Source organism: Pseudomonas grimontii (assembly GCF_007858185.1).
GTDB lineage: Bacteria > Pseudomonadota > Gammaproteobacteria > Pseudomonadales > Pseudomonadaceae > Aquipseudomonas > Aquipseudomonas grimontii.
In genome coordinates, this window is the sequence record NZ_VFES01000001.1 from 394,813 (window position 1) to 409,325 (window position 14,513).

Below are 14,513 nucleotides of genomic sequence, written 5' to 3' on the forward strand. Positions count from 1 at the left end.
CTGAATAACTTCAACATGACTCGAAAATTACAATTTTGAAAAAACGGACAGTCCATATCACAAGTATAGATACCCCACATTACCCTGCTGCGATTTGAATGGGTGACCACATAGTAAGTTTGTCTGTCGCAGAGATTATTTAGTGCAGAGAGACTGGAATCACAATTGTACGCTTCTAGGCTTTCCCACATACCACAAGCTTCCAATTTACTCCACAGGTCGAAGTCTTAGAAATACACTGCCCCAATCATTCGGCCTCGCCAATTTTAGTCGTCTTAATATCAAAATATTCAACAGGTTAAGTACCAAAAGCTCACTCTGAGCAAGCTGCGATCAGGTTAACCTAGGGAAAGTTACTATTGCTGAGCCATCAGGAGGGTCAACCAGATGTTATGAACTCGATCGTTCTGAATGCAGGTGTTCCAACCAAGTATATTGGCTATAACGTATTAAGGCTTGAGGGCGAGTAGCACCATCGGTGCAACAATGTTTGCCTAGTACCACTCCAGGCGCCTTAAAAAACGCCAGGCATTGCCTGGCGCTTATTAAATGCCTAGCCATTCAAAAAATTCAGCTTTTGTTATTCGGGCATTGCGAGAATACAGAATAGCGAATCGTCTTGAGTTCACCCTGGGGGTCTTCGTAGCTCATCAATCGTGAATAAATCTGGCAAGTACGAGGGTCCTGGGATTGACGTACGAATTTCTCTACATCAATCTTCATACCGTATTTATAGTCGACAATCTCTGGCATAGGCTTGTTATTTTTTTTCGCGTAGGCAGCCACGGCACTTTGGTGCTCCTGGATGTATTCCATCTGCTTCTTCTCGGAAAAAGTAGTGGCTTGCGAAGTCATAGAGCAAAAAACAAGTGCAGCTGCAACAATAAGCTTTTTCATAAGTTTCTCTCGATATCAATGTCACTGGAAGCAACCTTATCAATTCATAGGCATCACCGGCATGACGGAAAACTTACAATTTTGAAAGGTGAAATATCGACCCTATAAAAACGAAAAAGCCCACAACTGTTGTTGTGGGCTTTTGTTTATCGGCTATCAGCTTTCTGCTTCATCGCCGTCATCATCCTTGCGGTGTGCCCATTGATACAGAGCAGGCAACACCAGCAAGGTAAGTGCGGTGGAGGACAAGATACCGCCGATCACCACTGTAGCCAGCGGCCGCTGAACCTCTGCACCGGTACCGGTTGCCAGTGCCATAGGTATGAATCCCAGGGATGCAACAAGGGCAGTCATCAGCACTGGCCGTAATCGAGTCAATGCGCCTTCATCAACTGCGTGACGTAGGGTACGCCCTTCCTCACGTAGTCCGCGGATAAAGGAAATCATTACCAAACCGTTCAACACAGCTACACCGGAAAGCGCAATGAATCCGACCCCTGCCGAGATCGACAGCGGGATATCCCGCAGCCAAAGCGCGACTACGCCACCCGTGAGTGCGAATGGGATCCCGGTGAAGACCAGCATGCCATCCTTGAGGTTGTTGAACATCAAGAACAACAACGTCATGACCAACAGCAAAGCTACCGGAACAACTACCTGCAGACGTTTGGCTGCTGACTGCAGTTGCTCGAACTGACCACCCCACGTGGTCCAGTAGCCAGCGGGAATCTCCACGCCGGTTGCCAGAGCACTGCTCGCTTCTTCAACAAACGAACCCAGGTCACGCCCCCGAACGTTTGCGCTGACCACAACAACACGCTTACCGTTCTCTCGGCTTATCTGGTTCGGACCTAGCTGCAGATCCAGGCTAGCCACTTGGGACAGCGGAATGAAGCCGATTTGATTCGCCCCTTGTGCCGCATTCGGCGGCACGGGAATCAGCAAGCCGGACAACCCCGCTACATCTGTACGCAGTGTTTCAGATAGACGTACCACCATATCGAAGCGGCGATCGCCCTCATAAAGCGTGCCGGCCTGACGACCACCTACTGCGATTGCAATTGCATCTTGCACTGCGCCGATGTTCAGGCTGTAACGTGCTGCCTTCTCCCGATCAATATTGATGGTAAGTACAGGCAGGCCTGTAGTCTGCTCTACCTTCACCTCCGAAGACCCCTGGACACCCTTTAATGCAGTGGCTATCTTCGCTGCTGTTCGATTTAGAACGTCCATGTCATCGCCGAACACCTTGACGGCCACGTCACTGCGGACACCCGAAATGAGTTCGTTGAAGCGCAGTTGAATAGGTTGGGACAACTCATAGTTGCTGCCAGGCACACTTGCTGCAGCTTTCTGAACTTCAGCAATTAGCTCTTCACGCGATCGATTGGGATCTGGCCACTGGTCTTTCGGCTTCAGCATCACGTAAGCGTCTGAGATATTCGGCGGCATTGGATCGGAAGCAATTTCCGCTGTGCCGGTACGGGCAAACATTCGCTCGACCTCAGGCACCTGCTCAATGACGGCTTTTTCCAAGCGCTGCTGCATGTCTACGGACTGAGTCAAGCTAGTCCCCGGTACTCGTAAAGCCTGCAGCGCAAAATCCCCTTCACTCAGACTCGGAATGAACTCACTGCCCATTCGGCTCGCGAGCACACCACTTAGAACGACCAAGGCTATGGCGGCGGAAAATGCGATGCTTCTATGCTTAAGCACCCACTGCAGAACGGGAGCGTAACGCTGCCGTGCAATACGCATCACCATCCCCTCTTCTTCCTTGACCTTGCCTGTGACGAACATGGCAATTGCCGCAGGAACAAAGGTTACGGAGAGAATCATCGCGCCGACAAGTGCCATCACCACGGTAAATGCCATGGGGTGGAACATTTTTCCTTCGACACCGGTGAGTGCAAAGATCGGCAAATACACAACCATGATAATCAGCTGACCGAAGATCAAGGGGCGGCGAGCTTCCCGTGCAGCTGCAAAAACCTCGTGAAAGCGCTCGGCTTTGGTGAGCATCCGCCCATGCTTGTTTTGTGCATGAGCCAGCCGCCTGATTGCGTTCTCGACAATCACTACCGCCCCATCAACAATGATGCCAAAGTCGAGTGCGCCAAGGCTCATCAAGTTGGCACTGACCTTGTTGTTGAACATGCCTGTAAACGTGAACAACATGGACAACGGGATCACCATGGCAGTGATCAGTGCCGCACGGATGTTACCGAGGAACAGGAACAAGATAACGATTACAAGAATCGCCCCTTCAATCAGGTTCTTCTTCACTGTCGATATGGCTTTTTCAACCAAATTGGTACGGTCGTAGACGGTAACGGCAACAACGCCCTTGGGTAGGGTACGGTTAATGTCAGCCAGTTTGGCTGCAACAGCTTGAGATACTGTCCGGCTGTTTTCGCCGATCAGCATGAACACCGTACCCAATACAACCTCTCGACCGTTCTCAGTAGCAGCTCCAGAGCGCAGCTCTTTCCCGATGCTGACTTCAGCGACATTGCTGACTCGAATCGGCACGCCATCGACACTGGTAATCACAATATTGGCGATATCTTCGATACTGCCTACCTGGCCGGGTGCGCGGATGAGCAACTGCTCACCGCTGCGCTCGACGTAACCGGCGCCAACGTTGGCGTTGTTGCTTTCCAACGCAGCGACCAGATCATTAAGAGTCAGCTTGTAAGTGGCCAGACGTTTCGGATCCGGAGCAATCAGGTACTGCTTGGCATAGCCACCAATGGTGTTGATCTCGGCCACACCCCGGACGTTGCGCAATTGTGGCTTGATTATCCAATCCTGGATCACGCGCAAATCAGTTGGTGTATAGGCCGTACCATCCTCTTTGACAGCGCCTTTCTCAGTCTCGACAGTCCACAGGAAGATCTCGCCGAGACCCGTTGATACAGGCCCCATCACTGCGTCTACGCCATCCGGCAACTGCTCCTTCGCTACCTGCAGTCGCTCGTTGACCTGTTGCCTAGCGAAGAAGATGTCGGTGCCGTCTTCAAAAATGACGGTGACCTGAGATAGTCCAGAGCGAGAAAGGGAACGAGTCTGCTGAAGGCCCGGCAAGCCAGCCATTGCCGTTTCAACTGGAAAGGTAATTCGCTGTTCGGTTTCCAACGGAGAGTAACCAGGAGCAGCAGTGTTGACCTGAACCTGTACGTTGGTAATATCTGGTACTGCATCAATAGGCAGCTTTTGATAGCTGTAGACACCGATACCGGCCATGATCAGCACGGCTATCATTACAACGATGCGCTGCTCAATGGCGAATCTTATGAGACGTTCAAACATGTGGAATGATCCTGTCAGTTCGCATCAGTGACTGTGCTCGGCACTAGCCTTGCCGAGCTCGGACTTGAGCGTGAAGCTGCCACTGGCTGCCACTTGGGCGCCGGATTGGAGGCCTTCGGTTATTTCCACATAGCCACCTGCACGGCGACCAAGCGTTACCGTGCGAGTGTCAAATCCCTCAGTGGTCCTGACGAATACCGCAGGCTTTTCCTCAACGGTCTGCACTGCGGATTCTGGAACGGCTACGGCCACCCGATCAGTCTGTGAAGTGACCGCGATGCTTACGAAAAGGCCTGGTCGCCAGGCTCCATTAGGATTGGTCAGCGTGACGCGAACGGTCGCTGCACGGTTCTGCTCACCCAGGAGGCTGCCTACATAACCAACCTTGCCGTCCACCTCAGCCTTCATGTCAGGCGAAGAAACCTTTACCGCACGGCCTGTCACAACCTTCCCTAAATCGCCCGGAGGAACTGCGAAGGTTGCCCACACCTGATTGAGGTCTGAAAGAATGAAAGCGTTGGTTGCCTCGCTGACAACCTCACCGACGGTCAGGTGCTTCTCCACGACAACTGCGTCGAAGGGCGCGCGAAGCTCGTAGCGGTTACCGCCGGCAGAATTGACCGATGCCCCGATAGCTCCGACCTTTTGCTTAGCATTGGCCAAGGATATATCTGCCTCTTGCAACCCTTGACGAGCCTGGAGGTAATCCTGTTCGGCGGAGATTTTGTCCTGCCACAACTGTTTCTCGCGGTCAAAGGTCAAACGTGCCAGTTCTACACGTCGTTGAGCGGCTTGTTGCTCACTGCGTAGATCGGAGATCTGTTGACTCGCAATCACCGCAAGGACTTGCCCCTTCTTAACCGACTCTCCGAGGTTGGCCTGAACGCTTTCTACAACGCCAGGTACGCGAGGCACGACATGCGCTGTATGGTCCTCGTCAAACCGTATCTCGCCAGGAAAAGTCACGACAGTGCTAAGTTCACGGGGAGCCGCAGCTTCGAGGACGACACCGGCAGCCTTGATCTGCTCAGCGCTAAGCGTCATCTTGCCTTCTTCCTCCTCTCCCTTTTCGCTGTCGCTGTGGCCCTCCTCACCGTGGCCATCATCCCCCCCCTCTTCAGCGGGTGCTGCGGCAATCTTCTTATGCTCATGGCCGTCCTCAGCGCCGTGTTCGGCATTACTGGCTGGCGGCTGCTCAGAACTAGAGTTCCAGGCGAAGCTGCCAAATCCAAGGGCTGCCACAGCGGCTACCGCCAGTGCGATCTTACGTTTGTTGTCCATTGTTACTCCTGCTGATCGTAGGTAGCGGCTTATTCAAAGACGCGTACCGAGGAAAATGTCTAGGCGTTCAGCGAAAACTGGCATTCGATCCGACGTCGCCATAAACCCTTTCCACCTGCGCACGCGCATTGGTTGCAGCCGCCAACGAGTCGAGGTACTGGCCACGAGCGACTATCAAGGTGCGCTGCGCATCCAGCACTTCGATGAAGCCGAATTTGCCCATCTCAAATCCACGCGTTGCGGTATCCACGGCCAGTTGAGCTGAAGGCAGAATCGTCTTGTCGTAAGACTCGACCTCTTGCATGGCGGTAGCCCACTGGTTAACTGCGGTTTGGGTTTCGGAGCGTAGCCTTAGCTCTACAGCGTTTCGTTGGTCTCGGGCCTGATCTGCGCGGCGAGAAGCGGAAAGAATGTTGCCCTGATTACGATCAAAGAGCGGCAAAGGCATCGACAGCCCCACGAGGTTGACCCGCTCGCGAACAGACCGGTCATATTGGCTACCCACACTCACAGTGAGATTCGGGATACGTTGGGCCTTTTCCGACCCGAGTGAGGCATCGCTCTTGTCTATTTGAGCAAGCGCCTGTCGCATCTCTGCAGTTTGATCAAGCTTCGCCAATAATTCTGCGGCCTGCGGCGGAATGCCGGGAGATAGGTTTGGCGAGTCCAGACGATCAAATGCAGTAGCCGAGCTGCCTATTACCTGGGCCAATTGCTGGTAAGCCGTTGACTTCGCTGTTTCAGCGCGCCTTACCTGTAACTTGGCTTCAGCCAACTGCACCTGGGCGCGCGTAGCCTCCACCGGTGAGGACTTACCGGCGCGCACCCGACCATCGACTATGCGCAGACCGCGTTCGGTGAGCTCCAAAGATTGTTTTGCCAGGTTCAAGCCTGTCTGAGCCCTTAAGGCGGCGTAGAAAAACTGGACAACATCCGCACGAAGACTATTGACTCGTCGGTCCAGCTCTAGCTGCGCGACGGTTTGACCGTAGGTGGCAACTTCGATACGAGCGCTTCGTTTGCCACCCAACTCTAAAGGCTGACTAAGGGTGACTGTGGTCGTGCTTGTATTACGACGGGTGTCTTCCACGTCATACGAAATTTCAGGATTAGGGATGAGTCCCGCTTGCTTGCGAACTCCTTCCGAGATGCCGATTTCCTGACGCGCAGCTGCAAGATCGGGGTTAGCATCCATTGCAGTGGAAAGCGCTTCGGCCAGGCTAATACTCTGAGCAAATGCGGCTGGCACGATCGCTCCTGAAAGGAGCGTACAGAATGCAATGGCTCTCAAGGGAAAGACAAAGACAGAGGTTTTAGATAAAACGTTGTGATTATACCAGGGCACTTTATGGTCCTCGTGCACAAACTTTGATAAAGCTTGGCGAGAACGTATTTACAGCCGCCAAGCTCCACTGGATCAGGTGATGGCACTCTAATCAGCGATCGCTATCAGTGGGGTGGCTGTAAAATTACAATTTCGTTAGAAAGTACGTTCCACATTAAAATTTCCCGCCCAGTTGCGCGCGGGACAAGCTATTGAGTAAATCAGTCCGCAGCTACAAAACGTCCTTAAATACGACAGATAACAATTAGATTGCCAAATTGTAATTTTTCTATCACCAATCCGTTATCTTTGATCTGCAACTATCATGTCAGGTCCTACGCAGGTGCCCGGCCGGGCCACAAAAAAAATATAGCCGTGTCGGTAAATCAAAATAAAAGCTGCCGTAATCAAAGGGGCATCAAATGAAAATTAAAGTACCGTTGTGTGTGTTGGCAGCTTCTGCTTTTTCCATAAGCTATACAGCTATAGCAAACGCGGAAGATAAGTCATCAGAAGGTTTTATTGACGGTAGCAGCCTCACTGTTTTAAACCGAAACTTCTATTTCAATCGTGATAATCGCAGCTCTTCTGCGCCAACGTTCAATAGCGGCAAGGGAAACACCAACGGATATTCTGAAGCTTGGGCGCATGCGATAATTTCTAAATTCAACTCGGGCTTCACCCAAGGCACCGTCGGCTTTGGTTTAGATGCCTTCGCTATGATCGGCCTCAAGCTCGATACAGGCGATGGCCGTAACGGCGGCCGAAGCTCCTTCGATGTGTTGCCAGTTGATGGAAAGGGCCAGGCCCGTGATGAATACACGAAGGTTGGGGGGGCTGCCAAAGTCCGCCTGTTCGATACCGTAGTGAAATTGGGTGATGTCTTCCCAGCGACACCAGTCGTTGCATCAGGAGACGCACGTCTACTGCCAGAAAGCTTCCGCGGTGTAACGGTTGAAAACACCAGCATGCAAGGCCTCACCCTGCAGGGTGGTAGACTACACGCGATGAGCCAACCAGTATCCAGCGACCTGAACGATAACTTCGTGACCTTCTATGGCGGCCCAGTCAACTCGCCTTGGATCGGTTACGGTGGCGGCGATTACAAGGTCAACGACAGTGTTACTGTAAGTCTCTATGCCAGCCAGCTAAAAGATGTATGGAATCAATACTACGCCGGGACAAGCGTCTCCTACCCGCTTAGCAATGATTTGACCCTGATCAGCGGCTTTAATTACTATAAAGCTGTTGACGAAGGCAAGAAGCGTTTGGGTGAGTTCGATAATAATATCTGGAGCGCCAAGCTCGGCGTCAGGTATGGTGCACACACCCTCGCACTGTCGCATCAGCGTAACAATGGCGATGACGATTTCGACTATTTACGTCAATCAGACTCGATATTCGTCGACAACTCAATTCAGTACAGCGATTTCAACTCGCCAAAAGAACGCTCTTGGATGCTGCGCTACGACCTAAACATGACCGACTACGGTATTCCAGGCCTTTCGTTCATGACTCGCTATGCCAAAGGCTCTGGCGCGGACTACTCTAATGCCAATCAGTTTTACATGCGTACCGATGACAATGGCAATCCGCTCACCAATCAAAAACGTTGGGAGCGTGACATTGAGGTTAAATACGTAGTGCAAACAGGAGCTGCCAAAGACCTTTCTTTGAGATTGCGCCAAGCAAATACACGAGCAACTGCTTTCGAATCGGATTTGGATGAAGTGCGCCTGATCGTTGAATACCCACTTTCGGTACTATAAGCTATTGCGTTGCTCTGCTACTCCTCCAGCCGAAACTTCTGAAAGCAAATCGCTAGTTCAACGAATTCACCTTGAGTTGCTTAAATGCTCCTTTGGTAAAAGGTGAATATTTTACGCCCTTCGGGGCGTTTTTTTTTTACTAAAATTCCAATACCTGTTCAAGGATGTGCATGGCATCCCGATGGAGTTCATGGCTGCACCAGTGGCCCACGTCCTCAACGTGAGAGTCGACCCCATCATCTGAACGGAACAGAGCGACCACGACAAATAGAACAACCCAATATTTCATAAGGTAAATTCACCTAATGGGGGAGGGTCCGCAATTGACAAACCCAGATGGCGACACATTAAACTGCGAGGTTATCAAGCGTATTGCTTAACAATTACAAGTCCGTTATTTAAGCCACGGACAGTTAGTTTTGATTTACCATTCCCCACAATGATGACTGCGCACTTGCGTGGTTAAAACTGCTGAGTAATATCGAGACAAAATCCAATGCGAATTCTGGTAATTGAGGATGAAGTAAAAACTGCTGAATATGTACGCCAGGGCCTCACTGAGTGCGGATATGTAGTGGATTGCGTACATACCGGCTCTGACGGGCTATTTCTGGCCAAGCAGCACATGTACGAACTCATTATTCTAGATATCAATCTTCCAGAGATGGATGGCTGGCAAGTTCTAGAACTATTACGACGGAAAGATTGCTCTTCGCGTATTATGATGCTCACTGCCCGCAGCCGACTAATCGATAAAGTCAGAGGTTTGGAGAATGGAGCTGATGACTACCTAATTAAACCCTTCGAATTCCCCGAATTGCTTGCTCGAGTTCGCGCATTGATGCGTAGGTCGGATAGTGCTGCATCTGTAGAAATCATTCGCGTAGCTGACCTTGAGTTGGATCAAAGCCGCCACAGAGCGTTCAGAGATGGTCAGCGTATAGACTTAACAACAAAGGAGTTTGCTCTGCTGCACTATCTAATGCGGAATACGGGCATTGTTCTGAGCCGCACACAAATCATATCCCAAGTGTGGGATATGAATTTTGACTGCGACACTAATGTCGTTGAGGTTTCCATAAGAAGACTTAGAGCCAAGATGGACGACCCTTTTGAGAGTAAGTTAATTCACACACTTAGAGGCGTGGGATATGTTCTAGAAAAACGCTAGATTTACATTATTAAAAATAATGAACGTGCGAATAATATTTGATGCCTTCAAATAATGCCCCGTTCAAAATCCTTGGTAGCAATATAAATCGCTCAAATTCAGACTATTAAAAGTGTTCGTTCAGGAGGGTGTTTTTAGCAGAGCAGTCAGGAAAGCCTTAAATTTTAATATGTCGCCAAATTCATGCTCCCAAGTGGCGCTCCGCAGATTCACTACTTTGAGATTGACATCATCGAAATGGCGCCGCCATAGGGCAATTACTTGTCGAATACTGCAGAGAAAATCTTACTGCCGCCTTGTTGTTGGTCTTGTAAAGACCTGTAAGCCTTCAGCCACTTCCCGGCCTCCCGCTCAGCTCTTGTTCTCTCGAACAGCATCTGGGCCTGAGACTCAAGTGCTAACTCAAAGCGCTTCTTAAGATCAATGTTTTCTTGTTTTATCTCTTCAATTTTTTTGGCAGCCTCACCACGTTGAGGCAATTTTCTTTTTCCATTTTTTAAAACTATATCCCTCACTTAATAATATTTAGTATTTGATCGAGCTATGAGGGATCGAGACCTACCAGTCTCGTCGTCTACGGCGGACAACGTGAATTCTACCTTGGCTTTGCGCTGCATTTCTAAATTTTTATGATTACGGGGCACGTTGTTTACCAGCCTCTCAAAAGCCTTGCTTATAATATCAAACTCGTCAATAGAGCGTTTTCGAAAATTAGTCATTGATATTAAATTGCCGCCTATTCCGACTAATTACCCAAAGACAAAATCCTTATAGTTTTTCGCCTGTTCAGCCTGTTTACGGATAACAGCGAATGAAGATTCACTCTTAGGCATATCCTAAGTCAAGAAATTCGAATATTCTGAATATCGATATTTCCAGAATGATAAATGGCTTCTGTTAATAATAAAACATTGACATCCTAAACATACGCTAAGCTGCTGAGCTTTATAATTAGGTGCTCTACCTATCGGGGGCCTTCTTCCGCATACCCGATGTCACTGCATCTGCGAATCATCTAGAGGAAGACCAGTGGCGTGCGGTGCGAACCAGATAACCAATCCTTTTTCAAACAAAAAAGTGTCTAACATCAGCCCATCCTTGGGCCTTATTTTGACCCTTTTGCTATCGTGGATACCACATAAAGCGTTAACCAAAGTAGGAGAAAATCCTCTTCTAACAACAAACTTTGGCTGACGGGAGGAGGCCGCAATAACAACCACTGTCGAGTCCGCGACTAGACAATAGGCGCGTCCAGGAAAGTAAAATCCAACCTAATCTGTTGCCGCTGACCGAAAACTGACCCATTGGGTCAGTTTTCAATCGGCGCCAACATACGACAATTTCGCGGGCATCCGACAGAGCTTCGGCGGCACGTTTGAAATCTGACATCAGAAAGCTCCTCGGTAAGGAGCCACGAGACTTAAGCGAACTTGGGACTGATCGTCGACTTGCGCCTCAGGTAGAGGGGAGCGTACATCTGGTGACTGGCTGATTTGGGAGCCGGCACTGATATCCTAGGGCGGTGATTTTCCAAGCGCTTTTTCGAGAACCACACCTGTGATGTCTTTTTTTTGCGAAGGTCCAGCTCTCCCATTTTGTAAACACCGCGAGAGGTGCGATATACAACAGCACTTTCTTGAGTTGCTATGCCTTGGAAGTAAATAATTTGGTCCAGGTCCTCCAAACTCCATCTGCCGGAACGGGTCAGGGCTGGTGGGCACAGCATCTGCACGTGACTGATGACAACGTCAGGAGCAGCATTCATATAGTACTGAAGTTCATACGCACAGCTGACCATCGCAGCGCGATCACTCATCCCTGTCTGGGCTGAGGTAATGGTGATAAGAAATCCCACCCCCTCTAGTTCACAGTGTGTCCTAGTGAAAACTTTACGTTCTGCAGGGTCAAGTATGTATATCAATTGCCAACCCATTCCCGATTCAGTCCGTGCCACTCGTACACTCACAGTGGAAAAATATTCGGTATCGCAGGACTCATCTCGACTGCGTTGTGAGTGTTTGAGGATTTGTAGAACGTTCCTGGAAGGATGAGGATTCCAAGCTTACGCGCTATATATGCATTTTATACCCCCACGATGTGATGCGTCAAAGCATGGCTTTATTCTCTCTTTTGTGAGTACACGGAAGAGAGATGGATTATTTGGAGGCTTTGGGGCAGGTCATAAGGGAAGTCCGGGTTGCTGCTGGGCTCAGTCGAGAGGGCTGTGCACAAGTCCTAAATCGAGATCATCTTGCCAAGGTCGAACAAGGACGCCTGGCCATTTCTGTTCTCAAACTCTATTCTTTATGCGAATGCCTAGGCATCTCCCTCAGCCTTGTGCTTATGGCTGTGGAGGCGCGCATGGTTGGTATCGACCTTGAAGCCTATCGGCATCAGCAAGAACGTGATTTAAACCGACTTGTCGGAGCTGGCCTGCTGAGTAGTGTTATCAATCATGGTGCGAGCCGCGGGGTACGTGGAAAGCGGGCAGAAGATAATCGTTTGGCCATCCAGACTTTGCAAACCGAAGGATTAGCAAAAATGGAGATCGTTCGTAGACTGGGTGTCAGTCGCGCCACAGTCGACCGTTATTGGCTGAAGCGATAAGCGACCAAACACTCCCGAGGGGGTTGTAATTTTAAAAATATTCCAAACATTCCCATTACGCTGGAGCTTAGTTTGCATAAGCTCCAAACGCTTACTAAACGGTCAATCACGTTCGAAGGCTCTGACCTATTTCATCCTTCAGTACCAGTGGCTTCAGAAAGCTCGCTCAAAGCGCCCACATTGTTTTTGAAAGCTGCTGCAAACACTGAGCGATTTTTAGCCATGTAGATGCTCACATCCTCTGCGTGTTTCTCAGATAGCCCCGGTACATGCTTCATCAGTGTGTCCGTCAGCAGCTCCGCCAGCTCAAGCATTTGATCATGCGCATCAGCGAGTTTGCGGTCCACAAAAGTAGTCTCCAGGTCTCGGGTACTGCGATAAAGAGTCTCAACTGCCATTTTGGCCTCGTCGTCTGTCTGTCCAGCGTGTATGAGAAAGCATTTGTTCAAATCAAATGCTGGCCGATGAATCTTGCGAACTGTTGCGCTAAAGCCCTACGAGCTAACTAGGCAGGGTGGCAAAAGCGAAAACTAGGCAGGATAGTTGGTTTCGAAGGACAATATTTCTCCATCTGGATACTTAGGCTGCTGATACTACGACAGTTTTAGATGCAGCTACCCCGACCAATGGCCTATCTAGGCAGTCCGCTAGTCCGCAAAACGATATACAAACGCTCCAGATCTCGGCTGCTGCGGTATACCACTTCGACGGCCATTCACCACCTCACATGCCTTCACGATAGTTGTCTTTTGCGACTACTGTATTTATATACAGCGAAAAGGGTAAGCCAAACCGTGTGGTTTGGGTAGCAGTTTTTTAATGTAGCCCGTAAATACAGGTTAGGCGTGCCTCATGTCACCCCGCCATCATCTTATACCCGCCTCTGGCCTTTTTTCTGCATGCAAAACAACCGTCACGTCCAACCCGCATTATCCGGTCGAACCGACCTAAGGAAGCACCATCGTGAAATTTAATTGGGCCGAAAAGCTGCGCCATCAAGTCCATGGGCTGGCCGAGTCCCTGGGTAATCTGTTTGTCGAGTCGTTCCACTACCTGGCGTTATTCGCCATCGGTGCGGTGACCGCCTGGGCAGCGGTGATGGAATTTCTGGGGATGCTGGAGAACGGGCATATCAAGATCGATGACATCTTGCTGCTGTTCATCTACCTGGAATTGGGCGCGATGGTCGGGATTTATTTCAAGACCAACCACATGCCGGTGCGCTTCCTGATCTACGTGGCGATCACTGCGTTGACGCGCCTGCTGATCTCCAACGTGTCCCACCACAACCCGCCCGACCTCGGCATCATCTACCTGTGCGGCGGGATTCTGCTGTTGGCGTTTGCGATTCTGGTGGTGCGCTACGCGTCATCGGCGTTTCCGTCGGTGAAGGTCGAAGGCCCGCGTCGCAAGGGCGAGGCGAGCCTGGAAACCGAGAAGGGCGAGCTTTAAAGCCCGACGCTGAAGGGCAGGGTGCGGGTCGGTGGCCGCTGCAACAATTTGTGGCTGTCGCCGTCCGTCATCACCGCCAGGATCTCCATGGCGCTGTGGCCCTGCTCGATGGCGATGCCGAATTGAATACTTTGCACAAGGCGTTTGAGCCGTTGCGGGTCGTTGCGTTGTTCGGCACTGATCATGCGTTTGGCGACTACGCCCGTCTCATCCGAGAGGGTGAGCATGATGCTGCCGTCGAGCCGCTGGATGCTCAGGTTGACGCGGTATTTTGGGGTGAAGGTGTCGGTGATGATCTGAAAAGGATTGTCCATGGTGCGTTACCGCCTGATAAGAACATGCAGTCATTGACGACCGGTGTCGTGATTAGTTCGCGTTGCCTGACCACCGGCCACTCCGTCGCTGAGGTTGTACAAATTCCGTTTACCTCATGAGCTGTACAGCAAAGGGCGTGCCGTACAGCAGCCTTCCAGGCACCGGGATCTCAATGTGGGAGGGGGCATGCCCCCGATAGCGGTGAATCAGCCAATAAATGCTCGGCTGAAAGACCGCTATCGGGGGCAAGCCCCCTCCCACATGGGTTCTATGTTGTTCTTGAAATCGGTGATCCGTTTCAGGGCAGCACGGAAAAAACGATCGCTGACAGCGCAATCAGCATTCCACCCAGCTGACCGCCAGGCCGCCCCGGTGCGCGCGGTGC

The 14,513-nt window shown here is 50.7% G+C and carries 12 protein-coding genes; 4 read left to right on the plus strand and 8 right to left on the minus strand.

Annotated elements, in window-relative coordinates; translation table 11 throughout:
• Nucleotides 1-570: 570 nt before the first annotated feature.
• The 4 genes from FIV39_RS01940 to FIV39_RS01955 all read right to left on the minus strand — a co-directional run bounded on the left by FIV39_RS01940 (nucleotide 571) and on the right by FIV39_RS01955 (nucleotide 6,835).
• Nucleotides 571-897, minus strand: coding sequence for a DUF2790 domain-containing protein (locus FIV39_RS01940; RefSeq protein WP_017736204.1), 327 nt, complete (start codon nucleotides 895-897; stop codon nucleotides 571-573).
• Between the two features lie 156 nt (nucleotides 898-1,053).
• Nucleotides 1,054-4,209 (minus strand): CusA/CzcA family heavy metal efflux RND transporter, encoded by a 3,156-nt coding sequence (locus tag FIV39_RS01945; protein ID WP_017736203.1) that lies wholly within the window; start codon nucleotides 4,207-4,209, stop codon nucleotides 1,054-1,056.
• Between the two features lie 24 nt (nucleotides 4,210-4,233).
• Nucleotides 4,234-5,490 (minus strand): efflux RND transporter periplasmic adaptor subunit, encoded by a 1,257-nt coding sequence (locus FIV39_RS01950; RefSeq protein WP_090409085.1) that lies wholly within the window; start codon nucleotides 5,488-5,490, stop codon nucleotides 4,234-4,236.
• A gap of 67 nt (nucleotides 5,491-5,557) precedes the next feature.
• Nucleotides 5,558-6,835, minus strand: a complete 1,278-nt coding sequence (locus FIV39_RS01955; RefSeq protein WP_090409082.1) for a TolC family protein — start codon at nucleotides 6,833-6,835, stop codon at nucleotides 5,558-5,560.
• A 401-nt stretch (nucleotides 6,836-7,236) separates the two neighbouring features.
• Between FIV39_RS01955 and FIV39_RS01960 the strand changes: the two genes are divergently transcribed.
• On the plus strand, nucleotides 7,237-8,583 hold the full coding sequence (locus FIV39_RS01960; protein WP_026136728.1) for an OprD family porin: 1,347 nt from the start codon (nucleotides 7,237-7,239) through the stop codon (nucleotides 8,581-8,583).
• A gap of 496 nt (nucleotides 8,584-9,079) precedes the next feature.
• Nucleotides 9,080-9,754 (plus strand): heavy metal response regulator transcription factor, encoded by a 675-nt coding sequence (locus FIV39_RS01965; protein WP_017736199.1) that lies wholly within the window; start codon nucleotides 9,080-9,082, stop codon nucleotides 9,752-9,754.
• A gap of 257 nt (nucleotides 9,755-10,011) precedes the next feature.
• Here the strand turns inward: FIV39_RS01965 and FIV39_RS01970 are convergent, their stop codons facing one another.
• Together FIV39_RS01970 and FIV39_RS33250 are read right to left on the minus strand one after the other, a co-directional pair.
• Nucleotides 10,012-10,233 (minus strand): hypothetical protein, encoded by a 222-nt coding sequence (locus FIV39_RS01970; protein ID WP_090409079.1) that lies wholly within the window; start codon nucleotides 10,231-10,233, stop codon nucleotides 10,012-10,014.
• A 941-nt stretch (nucleotides 10,234-11,174) separates the two neighbouring features.
• On the minus strand, nucleotides 11,175-11,609 hold the full coding sequence (locus FIV39_RS33250) for a hypothetical protein (protein ID WP_090410136.1): 435 nt from the start codon (nucleotides 11,607-11,609) through the stop codon (nucleotides 11,175-11,177).
• Between the two features lie 296 nt (nucleotides 11,610-11,905).
• Between FIV39_RS33250 and FIV39_RS01980 the strand changes: the two genes are divergently transcribed.
• Nucleotides 11,906-12,361 carry a helix-turn-helix domain-containing protein gene (locus tag FIV39_RS01980; protein ID WP_017736196.1) on the plus strand — a complete coding sequence of 152 codons (456 nt, stop codon included), beginning with the start codon at nucleotides 11,906-11,908 and terminating at the stop codon, nucleotides 12,359-12,361.
• Between the two features lie 131 nt (nucleotides 12,362-12,492).
• On the opposite strand, the gene FIV39_RS01985 is transcribed toward FIV39_RS01980, so the two are convergent.
• On the minus strand, nucleotides 12,493-12,759 hold the full coding sequence (locus FIV39_RS01985; RefSeq protein ID WP_026136726.1) for a YebG family protein: 267 nt from the start codon (nucleotides 12,757-12,759) through the stop codon (nucleotides 12,493-12,495).
• 565 nt (nucleotides 12,760-13,324) lie between these two features.
• Between FIV39_RS01985 and FIV39_RS01990 the strand changes: the two genes are divergently transcribed.
• The gene (locus tag FIV39_RS01990; RefSeq protein WP_027604688.1) at nucleotides 13,325-13,813 is read left to right on the plus strand and encodes a phosphate-starvation-inducible protein PsiE; all 489 of its coding nucleotides are present in this window, start codon (nucleotides 13,325-13,327) and stop codon (nucleotides 13,811-13,813) included.
• On the opposite strand, the gene FIV39_RS01995 is transcribed toward FIV39_RS01990, so the two are convergent.
• Entirely contained in the window at nucleotides 13,810-14,127 is a 318-nt protein-coding gene (locus FIV39_RS01995) for a DUF3509 domain-containing protein (protein WP_090409077.1), read from the minus strand. The two genes, FIV39_RS01990 and FIV39_RS01995, sit on opposite strands and share 4 nt — an antisense overlap.
• Nucleotides 14,128-14,513 lie beyond the last annotated feature (386 nt).